The following is a 20,973-nucleotide window of genomic DNA, read 5'->3' as shown; positions in this document are numbered from 1 at the left end:
CAGAGACGATGACTCACCCGCGCGTGCGGTGGCGCAGGCGGGCGCCCGCCCAGAAGGCGGCGATCACGACACCGCCGATGAGGGCCAGGGCAGCCGCAGCCGGAATCGAGGCGACCAGGTAGGTGCCGATGCCACCGAAGACGGCGGTCAGCAGCACGGCGTCGGCCATCCACACGAGCACGTTCACGATCGCCAGGTCGCCCACCGGCGACGGGATCGGGGTGAGCAGATAGCTCGGAAGCGCACCGCGCAGACTCGCAAAACCCTGCAGCAGCACGACGAACAGCGCAAGGGCCGCGGCCCAAATCGCCCCGCCGACTCCCCCGGTGAGGGCGGCACCAGCCGCACAGAAGGCGAGGGATGCCACGCCCGGCACGATTGTGTGCAGCAGCAGCCGTTCACGGTCGGCGAGGCCGTAGAACGTGGCGGCACCCACCGATGAGGCGGCGGTGCGCAGTCCCGTGGCCCACCCGCCGACAGCGAAGTAGAGCAGGACGGCGGCGAGTACGGCGAACACGCCGCCGGCCGCCCACCCCACCAGTGCTCCCAAGCCCACGCAGGCCACCGCCGCGGTCGCGGTGCGCGCCGGCGCCCGCAGCAGCCCTGCCACGTCGCGGCGCACGATCGTCGAAGCCGCGGTGCGACCGATCGTCCAGTTCCAGTGCCGGCCGCCGTGCGCGGGGGTTGCGAGCACCCGCGTCGCCGATGACACATCGGCGCTCAACGACAGTGCCGCCACGACGCTCCACCGACGCGCCTGCCGGGCCAGCTCGTCTCGGCGCAGCCGCCGGCGCCATGAGCCCGCGACCAGCCACCCGACTGCGGCGGTCACGATCAGCAGGCCCAGCGCGAGCAGCGTCGATACGGACAGTGCGGACTGCGGCATCCCGGCCCCGACCGTCCCGGCCCCGACCTGGGCTGCCCATCCCCCGGGCGCCACCCACGTGGCGAGGTCCGAGACGGCGGGGACGAACCCGGCACCAGCGGCCGCCACCAGCCAGACCGAGATGATCAGCGTCACCCACCACGGCGGGCGCAGCTGTCCGGCAAGCCACAACGATCCGGCGATCGAACCCAGGGCGGCAGCTGCCACGGGCGCCGCCACCGCTCCCACGACCGTCACCGACGACGCGGCCATCACGGCCAGCGCTGCAACCGCCGCGACGGAGACCATGACGATGATCTGTCCACGCAGCTGGGCGCGGCGCAGCGTCAGCCGCCGGTCGATCGAAGAGTCCACGACCGCGTTCAGATACGGCATCGAGACGAACGCGGGCCCGCACACGGCCCCCGCGAGGAACAGTCCCAGGCAGAGCAGACTCCCGCCGGCTGCCACCGCCGCTGGCGGCACACCGTCCGTCGCCAGCGAGGCAGCCATGGTGAGCACCACGGCGCGCCCGAACGGGATGAGGACGATCACTCCCACGAGCACCGTCACGTAGGCACGATAGGCGACGTCGGAGGCGCGCGGACGGTCGGCGCGCTCGCGCAGGACGCGTCGGCTTGCTCTCAGCGCGTGCGCGTCGGCGTGGATGACGCTCACAACCCCGGTTCCAGCCGCAGCGATCGGTCGGCGACGCTCTGAGCCAGGCGAGGGTCGTGCGTGGCGAACACGATGGCCGCGCCCTGCTGGCGCACGCCCCGCAGGACGCCGGCGAGCACCGCGCGACGGTCGGGATCGAGCCGCTGCTCGGGTTCGTCGAGGATCAGCACATCGAACGGACGAGTGAACGCACACGCCAGGTGGTACAGCTGCGTCTGGCCCGACGACAGTTCGTGCGCGAACCGCGCGGACAGGTGCGCGAGTTCCAGCGCTGCCAGCACGGCGTCCACTTTCGCGTCGGCCTCGGGGTGAGGCATCCGCCACGACGTCGCGATCAGCCGCAGCTGCTCACGCACGGTGAGGTCGGGGTAGACGTCGGGCGGGCCGATCACGGTGCTGATGTGGGCGCGCACCTCGGCACGGCGCTCGTCGACCGTGCCACCGCGGAACAGCACCGTGCCCGAGGTGGGGCGCGCGTGGCCGGCGAGCAGCCGCAGCAGCGTCGTCTTGCCCGCGCCGTTCTCGCCGCGCACGGCGATGCACTCCCCCGGCACGATCGACAGATCGACGGGATCCAGCAGGATCTGATCATCGATCGTATATCCGGCCCGGCGGGCGACGAGCACCGGCTCGGCGGTGCTTCCGGGCGAACGGCGACGACGAGGACGGAAGAGCGCAGACATCGTGGCCAGCCTATCGGCGCGGTGATCAGCGTAACGGCGCACTCGGCGCCACCCCTCCTCGAGTGTCGCTCTCGAGTGTCGTCGAGTGTCGCTCAGAAGGGTGCGGGTTCGCCTTCGGGCACGGGAGAGTCGGCGTATCCGGGTGGTCGTATGGCGCGTCGCACATCGTCGGGGACGAATCTGACGGCGCCGGGTGGTCGGGTGATGTAGGTGCGGCGGGTGGGTGCGGTGAAGCGGAGCACCCCGCCGGGCAGTTGCTGCACGTGCCAGTCCGTGTGGTGCTTCACTGTGTGGTGGCGTTTGCAGAAATCGCCGAGGTTCCACAGCGCGGTGGGCCCACCATCCTGGTATGCGATCGTGTGATCCAGGTCGCATTTCTCGGCCGGGCGTCGGCAGCCCGGGAACCGACAATGCTCGTCCCGTGCCCGCAGAAGCCGTTTCTGCGCGGTGCAAGGGTGGCGCTTGTCGACGCTGACCGGCACTCCGATGGCCGGGTCGATGAAGAACCGGTACCAGGTGTCCGACGTGCCGGCCAGGCGCCGTGCCGTCTCGTCATCAATGGCGCCCACACCCACCAGCTGCGCGCCGCCGACCCCGACCGTGGTGAGGGTCGCGGCAGGGATGGTGATGGTCACCGTCGCCCGGATCGCGCCCAGCCCGGCCCTGCGTTCCTCGGTGGTCCCATGCCCGTCCGGGGCGGACGTCAACAACAGATCCAACGCCACATCGGCCATGATCTGGCCCCGAGTACGCTCGTCGGCCACAAAACCCGACCCGTCCGGCGCGCCCGCACCCTCGGCGGCTTCGCCCGCACCCTCGATCGCGTCCGTTTGCGCCACGTCGGCCGCGGGGACCTCGGTGGCGTCACGTGCGGCCTGGGCGGCGGCGTGCTCGGCGACGTCGGCCTCGTTGTCGGCGTGGACCTCGGCGGCGATGTCACGCAACCGGTTGTACGCGCCCTCGATCTCCGCGGCGGGACCGGTCACGATCAACTGCCCCACCCCGGGCCCGGCCGCGCGCTTGCGGACACCGCGGCGGGCCACGGCCTGCCGGATACGTTCCTGCGTGCCCTCCGGATCCAACCGGTCGACCACCGCTTCGAGCGCATCCCGCAACTGGGACGGGGTCAGCTCGCGGGCCATGTCCAACGCGAGACGCTCATACTCGCCGCGGAGAGCGTCATCGCCCAGGTCGCCACCGACCTCCGCGATGGTCTGCGCATGCTGCGGCGAGAGGCTGCCCTCGCTGGCGTGCCGCAACGTGTCATAGAACTTGTGCGCCAGAGTATGAGCTTGATTGACCCGGGCCGTCACCTGGAACTCGGACAGCCGCAGCGCGGCGCCGATCTCCGCGTAGATCTCCCGCATCGCCAACTGCGACGCGGACACCTTCGCGCCCGTGTCCTGCCGGGCCGCGCGTTCTTCCTCCCGCTGCTGGACCATGTCGGCGACGTTCGCGAAGAAGTACATCTCCGTCGCGAACGCGTTCGCGGCCAAGGCACGCGCACCGCCCAGACTGTCGATCAGCCCATCCAGCGCCGACACGACCGGGGACTCCCCGTGCGATGCTGCGTCCACGATGCCCTCCGATCGATCACTGTTTCGAATCTGAACATCCTCATAGTATCGTACCTATCTACGGTACACAAGAGGCTTATCCCCTGATCTCCTCAGCTTCTGTTCCTTCAGCAGACTCCTAGTCCCGCGGCATCCACTATCGAACATCCATATCATCGCACCGGCCCCCGACATCCACCACCGACGACCAGACGCGTCACGTATGCAGATCAGCCGACCTGCACGCCGTCCTTGTAGACGCTGTCGACCTGCGGCACTCCTGCGCGGTAGGCGAGATACGTGCGGCTGGGAGCATCCAGCACCACGAGGTCGGCGCGCTTGCCCACCGCCAAGACGCCGATGTCGTCACGGCGGAGGGCCCGGGCACCGCCGGCGGTGGCGGCCCAGATCGCCTCGGGCACCGTCATCCTCATCTCGCGCACGGCCAGGGCGATCATCAGCGGCATCGAGCTGGAGAAGTTCGACCCGGGGTTGCAGTCGCACGCGATGGCGACGGTCACGCCCGCGTCGATGAGGCGCCGCGCGTCGGGGTACGGGTGGCGGGTCGCGAACTCCACGCCGGGCAGCAGCGTCGCGACGGTGTCGGACGCGGCGAGTGCTGCGACATCGTCATCCGAAAGAAACGTGCAGTGATCGACGGATGCCGCGCCCAGCGCGACGGCCAGCTGCACACCGGGTCCGTCACCGAGCTGGTTGCCGTGCACGCGCGGCACCAGACCGCGGGCGATGCCGGCCTCGAGGATGCGTCGCGACTCATCGGCGGTGAACGCGCCGGTCTCGCAGAACACGTCCACCCACTTCGCGTGCGGTGCGCAGGCGGCCAGCATCGGACCGCACACGAGATCGACGTATTCGTCCCGTGCGTCGGCGTACTCGGCGGGCACCACGTGCGCGCCCAGGTAGGTGACCTCGGCGGTGACTTCGGCTGCCAGGCGCGCCAGGCGCGCCTCATCGTGCACGGTCAGGCCGTAGCCGGTCTTGATCTCGACCGTGGTGGTGCCCTGCGCGTGCAACTCGGTCATCAGCCCGGCCAGGCGCCGGCGCAGCTCGTCGTCGGTCGCCGCCCGGGTCGCGGCCACCGTCGTGCGTATGCCACCGGCGGAATACGGTTGGCCGGCCATTCGTGCGGCGAACTCGGCCGAACGCTCCCCGCCGAAGACGAGGTGGCTGTGGCTGTCGACGAAGCCGGGGATGACCGCGTGCCCGCGCGCATCGATCACGTTCTGCACCGAGGGGGCCGATGCCACCGACCCCACCCATGCGATGCGCGTGCCCTCCATCAGGACGGCGGCATCGGTGAGAGTGCCGCACAGATCGTCTCCGTGGGCCACGTTCGTGGTGAGCTCGCCGATGTTCGTGAGGAGTGTGGCGGGGGTTGTCATGCGACGCCCTTCCGGGTGAGGCCCGAGGGGGCTGCGCCCTTGCGGGTGAGACTACCCGCCACGATCGTCGCGGTCACGTCCGACGCGCGGGCCACCAGCGGCAGCTGCAGCAGGTCGGCGCCCCGGGTGCGCGTCGTCTCGGCATCGATCTCGACGACGTCGAACGGGTCGCCCACGCGCAGGCCCGCCTCATCCTGCCGCGCACCCGACAGACCCAGCGCCCGCGCACCCGACAGACCCAGCGCCCGCGCCCCGCCGGAACTGCCCGCGTGCCACAGCTGCGCGGGCGTGAAGATGCCGCGCTTCTGTGCGCGCAGGCGCTGGTCGAGCTCGAGGCGGGCGACCTCTTCGAAGGGGTCGATGACGGCGTGCTGGTCCGATCCGATCGACAGGGTGGCCCCTGCCGCGCGCAGTTCGGGGGCCGGCCCGATGCCGTCGCCGAGGTCGGCTTCGGTCGTCGGACACATCACGATGGAGGCGCCTGCTTCGCCCAGCAGGGCGATGTCGGCGTCGGTCAGGTGCGTCGCATGCACGGCGGCAAGGTCCGGCCGCAGCAGGCCGTGCTCGGCCAGCAGACCCGTCGGGGTCACACCGTAGGCCCGAAGGCACGCGTCGTTCTCGGCGGTCTGCTCCGACAGATGCACATGCAGCGGCACGGCTGCGGGCAGCTCCCGGGCGACCACGGCGAGGTCGTCGGGCGTGACCGCCCGCACCGAATGCACCGCTGCCCCGACCGTCACCAGCCCACGCCGGTGCGGATCGCCCGCGATCGCGTCGTGCAGCGAGTGCCAGCGCTCGAGCCAGGCGTGCACGTCGGCGTCGCCGAAGCGCCGCTGACGCTCGGACAGGTCCAGGCCCACGCCGCCGCGCAGGTAGCACGTGTCCAGCAGCACGAGACGGATGCCTGCGGCCACCGCTGCGTCGGCGAGCGCGAGCTCCATCGCGTGGCCGGCATACGGCGTGCCGTCGGGCCGGTGGTGCACGTAATGGAACTCCCCCACCGCCGTGCAGCCGGCATCCCGCATCTCGGCGAACACCTGCTCGGCCAGCGCGCGATAGATCTCGGGCGTGAGGGACTGCGCCGCGCGGTACATCTGCTCGCGCCACACCCAGAAATCGCCGCCCCCGCCATGCGTGCGCCCGCGCAGCAGACGGTGGAACGCGTGCGAATGCGCGTTGACGAACCCCGGTGCGACCACTCCGAGCCGCGTGTCGCCCGGCTGCGCTTCGGCGCCGACGGCGAGCGCGGTGATCATCCCGTCCTGCGCGGTGATCCGCACGTCGGCCGTGAACGCGCCGCCCATCAACGCGGCGGTGGCGTGCGCCGACGTGAGCGCGCTCATGCCGACCCCGCCAGCATCCGCAGCGTCGCCGCCAGCGCGCGGGCGCCTGCTTCGCAGTCCCCGTCGCGCGCGTCTTCGCCCGGTGCATGCGAGACGCCGGTGGGGTTGCGCACGAAGATCATCGCCGTGGGCAGCACTGCCGACAGGATGCCGGCGTCATGGCCGGCTCCGGTCGGGATGGCAGGAACCTGTCCGAACTCGGGCTGCAGCGCTGCGGTGACGCGGGCGGTGAGCTCGTCGTCGAAGTCGACGCGGGCGCTGAACGACTCTTCGTGCACGTCGAGCGTGCACCCTTCGGCCTGCACTGCTGCGCGCATCCGCTGAAGAGTCAGCGCGTACTGCTCGCGCACGTCGTCGTCGGTGAAGGCGCGCAGATCCATCCACGCGATCACGCGCGAGGCGATCACGTTGGTGCCGCCCGGGATGATCTGCGCTTTGCCGATCGTGCCGCGCGCGCCCGGCATCCGGGATGCGGCGACCTCGCGCACCGCCTGCACGGCACCGGCGAAGGCAACGACCGGGTCTGCACGCAGGTCCATCGTCGTGGTGCCGGCGTGGTTGCCCTCGCCGGTGATCGTCAGACGCCAGCGGCCGTGCGGGATGATCGCCGACGCCGTCGAGACAGGAAGTCCCCGGTCCTCGAGGTCGCGGCCCTGCTCGACGTGCAGCTCGACGAACGCGGCGAGGCGCCCGAGACGCTCGGGGTCGGGCCCGACCCGTTCGGGGTCGCGCCCCGAGTCGCGCCACGCCTGCTCAAGGGTCACACCCGCAGCGTCGGCACGCGCCAGAGCGGATGCCGCGTCGGCGGCGCCGGTGAGCAGCCGGGTGCCCAGGCACGGCAGGCCGAACCGGGAGCCCTCCTCTTCGGCGAACGCGCACACGACGATGGGCCGAACCGGGACGAAGCCGTCTGCTCGCAGCTGCGCAACGGCCTCGAACGCGCTGGCGACGCCCAACGGGCCGTCGAATGCGCCGCCGCCGGGGACGGAGTCCAGATGGCTGCCGGTCGCGATCGCGTCGTGGCGCACGGCCCCGGGCTGCGGCATCCACCACGCCCAGAGATTCGCGTCGTCGTCCTCTTCGACCAGCAGTCCGAGTGCCTCGGCACTGCTGCCGAACCACGCTCGCAGCGGCGGGTCGGACGCGTCGAAGAGGTGGCGGGAGTACCCGCTGCGCTCGGCGTCGCGTCCGAGATCGGCGATCTCGGCGAGGCGACCGGCAACCGTCATCTCAGTCCTCCGAGAGCATCGGAATCTTCAGGCCCCGCTCGCGGGCCACCTGCTTCGCGCGCTCGTAGCCCGCGTCGACGTGCCGCATGACACCGGTGCCGGGGTCATTGGTCAGCACCCGCTCGAGCTTCTGGGCGGCCAGCTCCGACCCGTCTGCGACGGTGACCTGACCGGCGTGGATCGACCGCCCGATGCCGACGCCGCCGCCGTGGTGCAGCGAGACCCAGCTCGCGCCCGACGCGGTGTTCAGCAGGGCGTTCAGCAACGGCCAGTCGGCGATCGCATCCGAGCCGTCCTTCATGGCCTCGGTCTCGCGGTACGGCGAGGCCACCGAGCCGGAGTCGAGGTGGTCGCGGCCGATCACGATCGGCGCGCTCAGTTCGCCCGAGGCGACCATCTCGTTGAACGTGAGTCCCGCCAGGTGCCGCTCCTTGTAGCCGAGCCAGCAGATGCGGGCGGGCAGTCCCTCGAAGTGGACCTTCTCGCGGGCCTTGTCGAGCCAGCGATGCAGCGCCTTGTCTTCGGGGAAGAGCTCGGCGATCGCCCGATCGGTCTTGTAGATGTCTTCGGGGTCGCCCGACAGCGCCGCCCAGCGGAAGGGGCCACGGCCCTCTTCGAACTGCGGGCGGATGTAGGCCGGCACGAAGCCGGGGAACTCGAACGCCCTCTCGCATCCGCCCAGCTTCGCCTCGGCGCGGACCGAGTTGCCGTAGTCGAACACGGCGGCCCCGGCATCCTTGAATGCCACCATGGCCGACACGTGTGCGGCCATCGACTCGCGCGACCGGATCGTGAAGCCTTCGGGATCGCGCTCGGCCTCGGCCTTCCAGTCGTCCACCGAGACGCCGATCGGCAGGTACGCGAGCGGGTCGTGCGCGCTGGTCTGGTCGGTGACGATGTCGATCGGCGTGCCGCGGCGCAGCAGCTCGGGGAAGATCTCGGCGGCATTGCCGACAACACCCACCGAGAGCACCTCACCGGCGTTCTTCGCCGCGACCACGCGCTCCACGGCCGCGTCGAGATCGGTCGTGTACTCGTCGAGGTAGCCGTGCTCGACGCGGCGTGCCAGGCGCGACTCATCGACGTCGACGATGAGCACGACGCCGTCGTTGAGCGTGACCGCCAGCGGCTGCGCCCCGCCCATGCCGCCGGCGCCGGCGGTCAGGGTCAGGGTGCCGGCCAGCGATTCCTTGCCCAGTGACCGGGCCACCGCGGCGAACGTCTCGTAGGTGCCCTGCAGAATGCCCTGCGTGCCGATGTAGATCCACGAGCCCGCGGTCATCTGGCCGTACATGATCAGTCCGAGCTGCTCGAGGCGGCGGAACTCGGGCCACGTCGCCCAGTCGCCCACGAGGTTCGAGTTGGCGATCAGCACGCGCGGAGACCATTCGTGCGTGCGAAACACTCCGACCGGCTTGCCCGACTGCACGAGCAGCGTCTCGTCGGGCTCGAGCTCGTCGAGCGTGCGCACGATCGCGTCATACGCCTCCCAGGTGCGGGCGGCCTTGCCCGTGCCGCCGTAGACGACGAGGTCTTCGGGATGCTCGGCGACCTCGGGGTCGAGGTTGTTCATCAGCATGCGCTTGGCGGCTTCGGCGCCCCAGCTCTTGGCGGTGCGCACGTTGCCGCGCTCGGCGCGGACGACTCGCGGTTCACTCATTGTGCTTCTCCTTCGTGAGTTCGGTGTGGATCGGCCGGGGCCGATCAGCGCTGTGCGTATGCGGCGTCGCGGACGGCGCCCGAGAGCACGAGTGCGGTCACGGCCTCGATGTCGGGGCTGACGAACCGGTCGTGGCCGGGGCCGGCGACGCCGCTGCTGCGCAGCAGGTCGCGGACGGCGCCTGTGCCGGGGCCCGCCTGCAGCGGAGCGCGCAGATCGAGCGCGCGCGACCCGGTGATGACCTCGACGGCCAGCACACGGGCCAGCCCGTCGATCGCGCGGCGCAGCTTGCGCGCGGCCGACCAGCCCATCGACACGTGGTCCTCCTGCATCGCCGACGACGGGATCGAATCGACGGATGCCGGCACCGCCAGGCGCTTGAGCTCCGAGACGATGCCCGCCGAGGCGTACTGCGCGATCATCAGGCCCGAGTCCACGCCCACCTCGTCGGCCAGGAACGGCGGCAGCCCGTGGCTGCGTGCGGGGTCCAGAGCCCGGTCGGTGCGCCGCTCCGAGATGCTGGCGACGTCGGCGACGGCGATGGCGAGGAAGTCGAGCACGTACGCCACGGGCGCGCCGTGGAAGTTGCCGTTGGATTCGACGCGGCCGTCCGAGGTGATCACGGGGTTGTCGACGGCTGCCTGCAGCTCGCGGCCGGCGATCATGCGCGCGTGGTCGACGGTGTCGCGGGCGGCGCCGTGCACCTGCGGCGAACAGCGCAGCGAGTAGGCGTCCTGCACCCGGCCGTCGCCGGGGCCCTTGTGGCTGGCGACCATCGGCGACGCGTTCAGCAGTGTCCGCAGGTTCTGGGCGCTCGTGGCCTGCCCGACCTGCGGGCGCAGCGCCATCAGGTCGGCGGCGAACACGGCGTCGGTGCCCAGCTGGCTCTCGATCGAGATGGCGGCGGCGGCGTCGGCCGTGTCCAGCAGCATGTCCAGATCGGCGATCGCCATCAGCAGCATGCCGAGCATGCCGTCGGTGCCGTTGATCAGGGCGAGTCCTTCTTTCTCGGCCAGGACCAACGGCGTGAGGGATGCCGCTGCCAGCGCGGCTGCGGCATCCATGAGGTCACCGTCCACCCGCACCTGGCCCTCGCCCATCGTGGCCAGCGCGATGTGCGCGAGCGGGGCGAGATCGCCCGAGCAGCCGAGCGACCCGTATTCGCGGACCACCGGCACGATGCCGGCGTTCAGCAGCGCCGCATAGGTGTCGACGACCTCGGGGCGCACGCCGGTGTGGCCGGTGGCCAGGGTCTGCAGGCGCAGCACCTGCAGTGCGCGCACGACCTCGGCCTCGACCTCGGCGCCGGTGCCGGCGGCGTGCGAGCGGATCAGGCTCTCTTGCAGCTGGCGGCGCCGGTCGGCGGCGATGAAGGTCGTGGCCAGCGCTCCGAACCCGGTGGAGATGCCGTAATGCGGCACCGGGTCATCGGCGAGTCGCTCGACCAGGGCGCGAGCCTCGACCACCCGTGCCTGGGCCCCGGGATCGATCTGCACGTGCGCGCCGTGGCGGGCGACCGCGACGACCTGGGCGGGAGACAGCGGCGAGGCGCCGACGATGACGGTGTCGAGTACGGGGGTGACCATGCCTCGATTCCACACCTTTCGACGCCCGAACGGCGCCGGCTCTGGGATCGAGTGTCTGGGATATCAGACAGTGAGCTACAGCTCGACGCAGTCCTGCACACACCCGTCGGCGGCGCCCGGGACGCTGGGCTCGGTGGCCGGCCGGTGCAGGATCGCCCGCGAAGGAGTGATCGTCACGATGCCGTCCTTCTCATCGCCCACGCCGTCGGCGATGAGCGAATATCCGGTGGCATCGGCCGGCGGCCACACCAGACTCACCTGCGGGTTCTCGCCGACGTTTCTGCGCACGCGGTCGCTGGCCGGGACCGTGACTGCACCGTCGCCGATGCCGGGGTGCACGACCGAAGTGTGCACGCGACCCGAAGGGGTGATCGAGATCAGGTATGCGAACCCGTAGTCGGCCGCTCGCTGCGCGAGGGCATCCACATCCACCATGTGCCCAGCGTAGGCCGCGCACGAAGGGTGCGGGGCCTCAATCGACCCGCTGAACGCTGCCGGCCGTCAGGCGGACCAGCTCGTCGAAGGTCAACGGGAACACGGCATGCGGCGTGCCCGCCGACGCCCACAGGATCGGCTGGTCGGCAAGAGACTGGTCGACGACCGTCTCCACCGGCTGCGGATGGCCGGTGGGGGCGACCCCGCCGATGGCCTGCCCGGTCGCTTCACGCACCTGATCGGGCGTGGCTCGTGCGATCTTGGTGCGCCCCAGGCGCTCGGCGAGCGCCTTCACGTCGACGCGGTGCGCTCCGCTGGTCATCACCAGCAAGGGTGCGCCGTCCGACCAGAACAGAAGGCTGTTGGCGATGGCTGCCACCTCGACGTTCAGTGCTGCCGCCGCCAGCGGTGCGGTGGCGGCGGAGTCGGGCAGGATGACGATCTCGCCGGGGATGCCGGCAGCACGCAGCGCGTCGTGCACCAGACGGCTGCGGGCAGAGAGCTGGTCGGTCATGCACTCAGCATATGACCGCCAGTACCGGCGTAGACGCTGGCGCCGATCGGCGCAGCAGGGCAGGGTGGGGGCATGGGAGTCGTACGCATCGTCCGCCGCTATCCGGTGATCATCGCGACCATCGTCGTCGCGATCGTGGTGGTCGTGCTGTCGGCGACCGGTGCGGCGGCAGCGGCGAAGTGGCTGTCCATCGCGTTCGTCTCGGTCGTCATCGCGTGGACCGTGCTCGGAATGATCCGCGACGTGATGCGCGGGCACGTCGGCCTCGACATCCTCGCCGTCATCGCCATGGTCGCAACCCTCGCCGTCGGCGAACACCTCGCCTCGCTGGTGATCGTGCTGATGCTCTCCGGCGGCGAGGCGCTCGAGGACTACGCGTCGCGCCGCGCCAAGCGCGAGCTGACCGCGCTGTTGGATCGGTCGCCGCAGCGCGCGCACGTGCTCGTGCATCCGAACGATCCGTCCTCGGCGGAGAGCCAGGATGCCGATGTCGATGACGTGCGCGTCGATGACGTGCTGCTGGTGCGCCCGTCCGAGATCGTGCCGGTGGACGGGGTGCTGGTCGCCGGCGGCGGCTCGTTCGACGAGTCGTCGCTGACCGGCGAGAGCATGCCGGTGTCACGCACGGTGGGAGACGAGGTGCTGTCGGGCTCGGTCAACGGGTCGCAGGCCGTGCGCGTGCGCGTGATCCGCCGCGCCGCCGACAGCCAGTACCAGCAGGTCGTCGCGCTGGTGCGCAGCGCGCAGGAATCTCGCGCTCCGATGGTGCGCCTGGCCGATCGGTTCGCCATTCCGTTCACACTCGTCTCGCTCGTGATCGCCGGGGCAGCCTGGGCGATCTCGGGCACGCCGGTCCGCTTCGCCGAGGTGCTCGTCCTGGCAACGCCGTGTCCCCTGCTGATCGCCGCGCCCGTCGCGTTCCTGGGCGGCCTCTCGCGCACGGCGCGGGCGGGCGTGATCGTCAAGGGCGGGCAGGTGCTCGAGCAGCTCGCGCGCGTGAGATCGGCCGCTTTCGACAAGACCGGCACGCTGACCCTCGGCGCCCCGCGACTGGTCGGTGTGCACCCCGAGTCCGGCTTCGACGCTGACGAGCTGCTCACCCTTGCCGCCTCCGCCGAGGAGTATTCGACGCACGTCCTGGCCGCCGGCATCCACTCTGCGGCCGTCGAGCGCGGTCTCGTGCTGCGCCCTGCCACCGCGGCCAGCGAGCAGGCCACGAACGGGGTGACCGCCATCATCGACTCTCACACCGTCGTGGTCGGCAAGTCGGCGTTCGTCGCGCAGATCGCGCCCGAGACCGAGCGCGCCGAGATCGGTCCGGGACAGGCCGCGGCGTATGTCGCGATCGACGGGGCGTTCGCCGGAGTGCTGGTGCTGGCAGACGCGGTGCGCCCCGAGTCGGCCGCCGTCGTCGGCTGGCTGCGGCGCACCGGCGTCGAGCGGCTGGCGATGCTCACCGGCGATGCACGATCGACGGCGCACTCGATCGCCGAGCGGGTCGGCATCGACGAAGTGCACGCCGAGCTGCTGCCCGCCGAGAAGGTCGCGCTGGCCGGCGGCATGCAGCCACGGCCGGTGATGATGGTCGGCGACGGCGTCAACGACGCGCCGGTCCTCGCCGCCGCAGATGTCGGGGTCGCGATGGGCGCCCGGGGCAGCACCGCGGCCGGCGAGGCCGCCGACGCCGTCGTGCTGAAGGACTCGCTGACCAACCTCGCCGACGCCATCGCGATCAGCCGCCACACGCTGCAGGTCGCCTACGTCGCCATCGGCATCGGCATCGCGCTGAGCATCGGTCTCATGCTCGTGGCCACCACCGGCGTGATCCCGGCCATCGTCGGGGCCTTCGTGCAAGAGGGCGTGGACCTGGCCACGATCCTGTACGCGCTGCGCGCACTGCGCGCCCCGGTCGCCGACCTTCAGACGCCTGCCGTCGACGGGGCCGCCATCGAGGCATCCTCCCACTCGGCCGGGTGACGCGCCACAGCCCGACAGGGCAGAATGGACACTGACGCCACGAAGCAGCGGCGTCACCACGCACAGCCCACAAGGCCCGCCGAAAGAGGTCGCGATGACGCACACCCTGCCCCTGCCCGATTTCGTCCACGAGCGCGTGGAGGTGATCACCGGAGCACGCAGCGGCCTGTTCCTCACCGTCGCGCTGCACTCCTCCGCCCTCGGATCGGCCCTCGGCGGCGCGCGCCTGTGGACCTACCCGCACTGGAGCGACGCCCTCGGCGACGCCCTGCGCCTGTCCGCCGCCATGACGCTGAAGAACGCGGCGGCGGGCCTGGATGCCGGCGGCGGCAAATCCGTCATCCGGCTCGAACCGGGCCAGAGCCTCGACGCCGACCGGCGTCGCGCCGCCTTCCTCGACCTCGGCGACGCCGTCGAGAGCCTGGGCGGCCGGTACCGGACGGCGGAGGATGTCGGGTCCACAGCAGAAGACATGCTCACCGTCAGCGAGCGCACCGCCCACGTCGTGGGGCTGCCCGACACCGCCGGCGGCTCGGGTGAGCCCGCCGGTCCCACGAGCCTGGGCGTCTACGAATCGCTGCGGGCGACCCTGGAGCGCGTGACCGGCTCGCCCGAGGTCGCCGAGCGCCGCATCACGATCTCGGGCCTCGGCCAGGTCGGCGGCCGGCTCACGCAGCGGCTCGCGGCCGAAGGCGCGGTGCTGACCGTCACCGACGTGAACCCGGAAAAGAAGGACCTCGCCCGGCGGCTGGGCGCGACGTGGGTCACCCCCGGCACCGAGCACCACGTCCCCGGCGACGTGTTCGTGCCGGCCGGCATCGGCGGGGTGCTCGATGACGAGGTCATCGACGCCCTGCAGGTGAAGGCGGTCTGCGGCCCGGCCAACAACCCGTTGGCGGGCCGCTCCGGTGCTGCGCGACTGGCCGGCCGCGGCATCCTGTACGCGCCCGACTTCGTCGTGAACGCGGGCGGGGTGATCTACCTCGACCTCGAGGCGAAAAAGCACGGCACGCACGACGAGATCATGCAGCGCGTCGGTGCCATCGGCGACACCGTGCGCCGCGTGTTCGACCACGCCGAGGCAGACGGCATCACCCCGCTGGACGCTGCCGAGCAGCTGGCCGCGGCGCGGCTGGATGCGGCCCGCACAGCCCGGGTCTGACCGGTGCGCACGCGGATCGGGTCTCCCCTGCTGATACCCGGTCCGCGTGGCATGATGGTCGCACGTGGGCGATGTCGCCGACGGCCGCCACCAGCAGCGGCGCCCGCACGATGAATCAAGGGAGAAGCCTCGTGTTCCACAGCCCGTTCCCCGATGTCGAGATTCCGGCTCTCAGCGTCTACGACTATCTGTTCGGCGATCTGAGCGGCGAAGACCTCGCCCGCGTGGCCCTGATCGACGCCGCCACCGGCGCGGAGACGACGTATGGGGCCCTGAAGGCGCAGATCGACGCGTTCGCCGGCGCCATGGCCGCCCGCGGCGTCGACGAGAACACGGTCATCGGCATCCTGTGCCCCAACATTCCGGCGTTCGCCACGGTGTTCCACGGTGCGCTGCGCCTGGGGGCGACCGTCACGACCTTCAATTCGCTGTACACGGCGCGCGAGATCCAGAAGCAGATAGAGGATGCCGGGGCCACCTGGATCGTCACCGTCGGCCCGCTGCTGGCCCACGCGGCCGAAGCCGCCGCCGCCGCCTGCGGCATCGCCGACGACCACGTGATCGTCCTGGATGGCGCTGAGGGCCATCCTGACCTGCGTGAGCTGCTGGGCGAGCAGCGCACCCCGCCCGAGGTGAGCTTCGACCCCGCCACGCACATCGCCGCCCTCCCCTATTCGTCGGGGACCACCGGGGTGCCCAAGGGCGTCATGCTCAGCCACCGCAACCTGGTCGCCAACGTCGAGCAGTCCCGCGTGAACATCAACCTTCAGGCCTCCGACCGGGTGCTGGCGGTGCTGCCGTTCTTCCACATCTACGGCATGACCGTGCTGCTGAACCTGGCGCTTCGCCAGCGGGCGAGCCTGGTGACCATGGCCCGCTTCGACCTCGAGGAGTTCCTGAAGAACATCCAGGACTACGGCTGCACGTACCTCTACATCGCGCCGCCGATCGCGGTCGCCCTGGCCAAGCACCCGATCGTCGACAAGTACGACATCTCGACGGTGCACTCGGTGTTCTCCGGCGCCGCCCCGCTCGACGGCGAGACCGCGGATCACGCCGGCAGCCGCATCCACGCCCGCATGTTCCAGGGCTATGGCCTGACCGAGACGAGTCCGGTCACCCATGCGATGCCGTACACGCGCGACGACGTGCCGGTCAGCTCGGTGGGCGTCGCGCTGCCGAACACGACCTGCAAGCTCGTCGACCCCGACACCGGCGCCGAGATCACCGAGTTCGACGACAACGGTGAGACCCGCCCCGGCGAGCTCTGGATCAAGGGCCCGCAGGTGATGGTGGGCTATCTGAACAAGCCGGATGCCACGGCCGACGCGATCGACGACGACGGCTTCTTCCACACCGGCGATGTCGCCACCCTCAACCAGGGCGGCTGGTACACCGTGGTGGATCGCGTCAAGGAGCTCATCAAGTACCACGGCTACCAAGTGCCCCCGGCCGAGCTCGAAGCACTGCTGCTGGGTCACCCCAAGGTCGCCGACGTCGCCGTGATCGGCGTTCGCGACGACGACGGCCAAGAGATCCCGAAGGCGTTCGTCGTGCCGGCCGCCGGTGCCGATCTCACCGCCGAAGAGGTCATGGAGTTCGTCGCCGGCCAGGTCGCGCCCTACAAGAAGGTGCGTCGGGTCGAATTCATCGACGCGATCCCCAAGTCCAGCTCGGGCAAGATCCTGCGCAAGGATCTGCGCACGCGCGAGGCCGTCGGGTACTGACCGCGGGTCGACGGAGGGGGCTTCAGCGGCCGCTCACGCAGCATCCTCCAGCAGCATCCGCTGCACGAGGGCGATCATCGTCTCCTTCTCCTTCGGATCGCTCATCGCGACCATGAGCGTGATGGCCGCCAGTGCGTTGTTGGTGATGCGCGACCTGCCCACGGCATCCCGCAACTGTCCGTTGTGAGCGAGGAAGTGCACGAACAGCGCCGCAGCGCTGCGCTTGTTGCCATCGCTGAGCGGATGGTCCTTGACGATCAGGTAGAGCAGGTTCGCCGCCTTGGCCTGCACCGTCGGATACAGCTCGTGACCGGCAAAGCCCTGGTAGATCGTGGCGACGACTGCGCGCAAGCCGTCCCCGCGCTCGGCGCCGAACAGTGTGTCATGGGGGAACTCGTCGCGGATGGCGTCGATCACCCCGCGCGCGTCATCGTAGGTGAGCGTCCACGTCGGTTCGTCGCCGTTCGGCTGGTCGTCGAGCAGCCCTTCGTCGTAGTCGCGCAGCACACGCAGGCTCGGGAGGTATCCGGTCAGCACCTCGGCGACGCCGGTGATCTCCTCATCGCCCGAGCGCCCCGGCACCTGCACGATCTGAGCCAGCTGCTCGAGGCGGCGCTCGTCGAGCGCAGCGCCCTCAACCACATAGCGTCGCAGCACGGAGGCCGCCCATTGACGGAAACGGACACCCTCGCTCGATTTGACGCGATAGCCGACCGAGATGATCACGTCGAGGTTGTAGTGCCGCACCCGAGAGGTTCTGCCGTCCTCGGCAGTCGTTGCAAAGTCTGCAACGACTGACTCGCGCGACAGCTCACCGTCGGCGAAGACGCTTCTCACGTGACGCAAGATCGTGGACGTGTCACGACCGAACAGTGCTGCGAGCTGGTCGGTGGACAGCCACACCGTCTCGGGATCGCCACGCACGTCGAGCACGATGCCATCGCTGGACTGATAAAGCTCGACGCTGGGTTCGGTCGTCACGCTCTGCTCCTTTTCGCGGTCGGTCCAGTCGTGTCGTCTCGCCGCGCTCGCTCGAGGACATGAGAACAGTCAACCAGTGAGGTCGGACGCTCGTGCGGTCGGCCTCGATCGAACCGGGCCACGCGGGCGCGAGCGCGCCCGAATCCTCAGCAGCGCAGGCCCGTGCCGGGCGCCCGGGAAGGACGGTCGGATTCCGGTCCCGGGGCCGTCAAACGGGCCTATCCTGAGGGGAATCCGACTCGCCGACGAGTGAGGAGCGATCATGGCCGAGCGATACATTCCGACCACTACGCACAGTGCCTGGGGTGCCGGGCATCCGCACCTGATCGTGAGCAGCGAAGAGGGCCACCGCGAGGTTCCTCTGGACCGCGATCTGGTGCGCATCGGGTCATCGGGCGAGGTCGAGGTGACCCTCGCGGGCCTCGATCCCCTGCACGCCCAGGTGCTCCACGATGAGCGCGACGAGTACGTGCTCGTGCTGCACGGCGCAGGAACCACCAGTGCTCGACACGAGCCGATCCCCACGATCGGCGGCCGGCGCGGTGAGATCCTGCGCACCGGCGCGCGCTTCGTGCTCGGCGACTGGGCGTTCGTGTTCATGCGCGACGAATTCGCCGACCACGGCCTGCCGTACGGCGGCCGCCAGGGCGGCGAGGGTGCGCACGACACGCATCAACCCGGACGGCCCGACTACACCGGCTCGCATCCGGTGATCACGCCCGAGATGCAGGCCGAGGCCCGGGAGCGGACCGAAGCCCACAGCGACGCCGCACACTGACGCCGCACACTGATCGCGCATCGATGCCGGGCGCGCGATCGAGCGCTGCGCGGCATCCTGGTTCTGCCCCGCGACCGACTAGATTTGTCTGCGCAGGGCACCGGCGCCACAAGCCCGACACTGTGCCCGTCGAATCCTCGACCAGGAGGCACCGTGAAGGCGTTGTTCAAACCCGAGCCGGGACCCGGCTTCGAACTCATCGACCGCCCCGATCCCACCGCCGGCCCGGATGATGTGATCATCCGCGTGCTGCGGACCGGCATCTGCGGCACCGATCTGCACATCCTGCGCTGGGACGACTGGGCCGCCTCCACCATCACGACACCGCTGACCCCCGGTCACGAGTTCTTCGGCGAGGTCGCCTGGATCGGCGAGCGCGTGCGCGACGTCGCGGTCGGCGACCAGGTCTCGGGCGAAGGTCACATCGTGTGCGGCACGTGCCGCAACTGCCGGGCGGGACGGCGTCAGATGTGCATCCGCACGCAGGGACTGGGCGTGCAGCGCGACGGTGCGTTCGCCGAGTACCTGTCGCTGCCGGCGAGCAACGTGTGGGTGCACCACGAGTCGATCGAGCCCGATGTGGGCGCGATCTTCGACCCGCTGGGCAACGCGGTGCACACCGCCCTCACCTACCCCGTGGTCGGCGAGGACGTGCTGGTCACCGGCTGCGGCCCGATCGGCCTCATGGCGATCGCGGTGGCCCGCCACGTCGGCGCCCGCTTCATCGTCGGCACCGACGTCAGCGCGCCGCGACTCGAGATGGCCGTGCACATGGGCGCCGACCAGGTCGTCGACGTCTCGCGCGCCGACATCGCCGACGCGCAGCGGGCCCTCGGCATGCGCGAGGGCTTCGACGTGGGATTCGAGATGAGCGGCGCGCCCGCCGCCCTGCCGCAGATGATCGAGAACATGAACCACGGCGGCCGCATCGCGATGCTGGGCCTGCCCTCGGGCCCGTTCGCCGTGGACTGGGGAAAGATCGTCACGCACATGCTGACGGTCAAGGGAATCTACGGCCGCGAGATGTTCGAGACGTGGAACGCCATGGGTGCGATGCTGCAGACCAGCGCCACGCTGCGTGCGGCGATCGCATCCATCATCTCCGCGCGCTTCCCGGCCCGCGACTGGCAGCAGGCATTCGACGCGGCAGCGGCCGGCGCCACCGGCAAGATCATCCTGGATTGGACGCAGCTATGACTTCCACCCGCTACGCCGCACACGCGGCATCCGTCCTCGAAGAGATCGAGCGGGCGGGCCTCACCAAGCGCGAACGCGGCATCACCGGCCCCCAGCAGGCGGAGATCACCGCCGACGGCGTCGAGGTCCTGAACTTCTGTGCCAACAACTACCTGGGATTGGCCGATGACCCGCGCCTGATCGAGGCGGCCAAGGGGGCGTTGGATGCCTGGGGCTACGGTCTTGCGTCGGTACGGTTCATCTGCGGCACGCAAGAGCAGCACCTCGAGCTCGAGCGACGGGTCTCCTCGTTCCTGGGAACCGAGGCCACGATCCTGTTCTCGTCGTGCTTCGATGCCAACGGCGGAGTGTTCGAAGCGCTGTTCACCGACGAGGACGCGATCATCTCGGACGAGTTGAACCACGCGTCGCTGATCGACGGCATCCGACTGTGCAAGGCTCGCAGACTGCGCTACCGCAATCGCGACATGGCAGACCTCGAGGCGCAGCTGCAAGCTGCCGCCGACGCCCGGTTCCGGGTCATCGTCACCGACGGCGTGTTCTCGATGGACGGCTACATCGCCCCGCTCGCCGAGATCTGCGACCTGGCCGACCGGTACGACGCGCTCGTGTTCGTCGACGATTCGCACGCGGTCGGATTCATCGGCGCACACGGTCGCGGCACTCCCGAGCTGTGCGGTGTGGAGGGCAGGGTCGACATCTACACCGGCACGTTCGGCAAGGCGCTGGGCGGTGCCAGCGGCGGATACGTCTCGTCGCGTCGTGAGATCGTCGACGTGCTGCGTCAGCGTGCGCGGCCGTATCTGTTCTCGAACACGCTGGCACCGGCGATCGTTGCGGGCACGCTGCGGGCGATCGACCTGCTCGAAGGCTCGGACGATCTGCGCGCACGGCTCACCGCGAACGCGGCCCTGTTCCGCACGCTGATGACCGAGGCGGGCTTCGACCTGCAGCCCGGAGAGCACCCGATCGTGCCGGTGATGTTCGGCGACGCGGCGCTGACCGCGCGCATCGCCGATGAGATGGGCGCGCGCGGCATCTACGTGACCGCGTTCAGCTTTCCCGTCGTGCCGCGCGAGAAGGCCCGCATCCGCGTGCAGCTGTCGGCTGCGCACACCGAAGAGCAGATCCGACGGTGCGTGCAGGCGTTCACCGAGGCCCGGCAGGCCGGCACCGTGCAAGGCTGACGACGACCGATG

The 20,973-nt window shown here is 70.4% G+C and carries 17 protein-coding genes; 6 read left to right on the top strand and 11 right to left on the bottom strand.

Features of this window, described 5'->3' with window-relative positions; genetic code table 11:
* Positions 1–13 precede the first annotated feature (13 nt).
* From QU603_RS05100 to QU603_RS05055, 10 genes are all read right to left on the bottom strand, one after another.
* A complete protein-coding gene (locus QU603_RS05100; protein WP_308493412.1) occupies positions 14–1,543 on the bottom strand; it encodes a hypothetical protein in 1,530 nt (509 codons plus the stop codon).
* Positions 1,540–2,226 (bottom strand): ABC transporter ATP-binding protein, encoded by a 687-nt coding sequence (locus QU603_RS05095; protein WP_308493411.1) that lies wholly within the window; start codon positions 2,224–2,226, stop codon positions 1,540–1,542. Before QU603_RS05095 ends, QU603_RS05100 begins: the two co-directional genes overlap by 4 nt.
* Before the next feature lie 92 nt (positions 2,227–2,318).
* Positions 2,319–3,803 (bottom strand): HNH endonuclease signature motif containing protein, encoded by a 1,485-nt coding sequence (locus tag QU603_RS05090; protein WP_308493410.1) that lies wholly within the window; start codon positions 3,801–3,803, stop codon positions 2,319–2,321.
* Positions 3,804–4,012: 209 nt separating this feature from the next.
* Positions 4,013–5,185 (bottom strand): imidazolonepropionase, encoded by a 1,173-nt coding sequence (gene hutI, locus QU603_RS05085; RefSeq protein WP_308493409.1) that lies wholly within the window; start codon positions 5,183–5,185, stop codon positions 4,013–4,015.
* On the bottom strand, positions 5,182–6,528 hold the full coding sequence (locus QU603_RS05080) for a formimidoylglutamate deiminase (RefSeq protein ID WP_308493408.1): 1,347 nt from the start codon (positions 6,526–6,528) through the stop codon (positions 5,182–5,184). The genes hutI and QU603_RS05080 overlap by 4 nt, the downstream gene beginning before the upstream one ends.
* Positions 6,525–7,757, bottom strand: coding sequence for an allantoate amidohydrolase (locus tag QU603_RS05075; RefSeq protein ID WP_308493407.1), 1,233 nt, complete (start codon positions 7,755–7,757; stop codon positions 6,525–6,527). Before QU603_RS05075 ends, QU603_RS05080 begins: the two co-directional genes overlap by 4 nt.
* A 1-nt stretch (position 7,758) precedes the next feature.
* Positions 7,759–9,417 (bottom strand): urocanate hydratase, encoded by a 1,659-nt coding sequence (gene hutU, locus QU603_RS05070; protein ID WP_308493406.1) that lies wholly within the window; start codon positions 9,415–9,417, stop codon positions 7,759–7,761.
* Positions 9,418–9,461: 44 nt separating this feature from the next.
* Entirely contained in the window at positions 9,462–11,003 is a 1,542-nt protein-coding gene (gene hutH / locus QU603_RS05065) for a histidine ammonia-lyase (protein WP_308493405.1), read from the bottom strand.
* Positions 11,004–11,078: 75 nt separating this feature from the next.
* A complete protein-coding gene (locus QU603_RS05060) occupies positions 11,079–11,438 on the bottom strand; it encodes a hypothetical protein (RefSeq protein WP_308493404.1) in 360 nt (119 codons plus the stop codon).
* A gap of 37 nt (positions 11,439–11,475) precedes the next feature.
* Positions 11,476–11,952 (bottom strand): YbaK/EbsC family protein, encoded by a 477-nt coding sequence (locus QU603_RS05055; RefSeq protein WP_308493403.1) that lies wholly within the window; start codon positions 11,950–11,952, stop codon positions 11,476–11,478.
* 72 nt (positions 11,953–12,024) lie between these two features.
* Between QU603_RS05055 and QU603_RS05050 the strand changes: the two genes are divergently transcribed.
* The 3 genes from QU603_RS05050 to QU603_RS05040 all read left to right on the top strand — a co-directional run bounded on the left by QU603_RS05050 (position 12,025) and on the right by QU603_RS05040 (position 16,818).
* A complete protein-coding gene (locus QU603_RS05050; protein WP_308493402.1) occupies positions 12,025–13,929 on the top strand; it encodes a heavy metal translocating P-type ATPase in 1,905 nt (634 codons plus the stop codon).
* A gap of 94 nt (positions 13,930–14,023) precedes the next feature.
* Positions 14,024–15,091: a Glu/Leu/Phe/Val dehydrogenase family protein gene (locus tag QU603_RS05045; RefSeq protein WP_308493401.1), complete on the top strand. Its 1,068-nt coding sequence runs from the start codon at positions 14,024–14,026 to the stop codon at positions 15,089–15,091.
* 131 nt (positions 15,092–15,222) lie between these two features.
* Complete coding sequence (locus QU603_RS05040; protein ID WP_308493400.1) at positions 15,223–16,818, top strand: AMP-binding protein; 1,596 nt, start codon at positions 15,223–15,225, stop codon at positions 16,816–16,818.
* 33 nt (positions 16,819–16,851) lie between these two features.
* Here the strand turns inward: QU603_RS05040 and QU603_RS05035 are convergent, their stop codons facing one another.
* Entirely contained in the window at positions 16,852–17,799 is a 948-nt protein-coding gene (locus tag QU603_RS05035; protein ID WP_308493399.1) for a virulence RhuM family protein/type II toxin-antitoxin system death-on-curing family toxin, read from the bottom strand.
* Between the two features lie 262 nt (positions 17,800–18,061).
* On the opposite strand from QU603_RS05035, the gene QU603_RS05030 reads away from it, so the two are divergent.
* From QU603_RS05030 to QU603_RS05020, 3 genes are all read left to right on the top strand, one after another.
* Positions 18,062–18,577 (top strand): FHA domain-containing protein, encoded by a 516-nt coding sequence (locus QU603_RS05030; RefSeq protein ID WP_308493398.1) that lies wholly within the window; start codon positions 18,062–18,064, stop codon positions 18,575–18,577.
* Positions 18,578–18,730: 153 nt separating this feature from the next.
* Entirely contained in the window at positions 18,731–19,774 is a 1,044-nt protein-coding gene (gene tdh / locus QU603_RS05025) for an L-threonine 3-dehydrogenase (RefSeq protein ID WP_308493397.1), read from the top strand.
* Positions 19,771–20,961, top strand: coding sequence for a glycine C-acetyltransferase (locus tag QU603_RS05020; RefSeq protein ID WP_308493396.1), 1,191 nt, complete (start codon positions 19,771–19,773; stop codon positions 20,959–20,961). The genes tdh and QU603_RS05020 overlap by 4 nt, the downstream gene beginning before the upstream one ends.
* The last annotated feature ends 12 nt before the right edge of the window (positions 20,962–20,973 follow it).

The sequence above is a fragment of the Microbacterium terrisoli genome (genome assembly GCF_030866805.1).
Lineage (GTDB): Bacteria > Actinomycetota > Actinomycetes > Actinomycetales > Microbacteriaceae > Microbacterium > Microbacterium terrisoli.
This window is presented reverse-complemented; position numbering and strand designations above follow the sequence as displayed.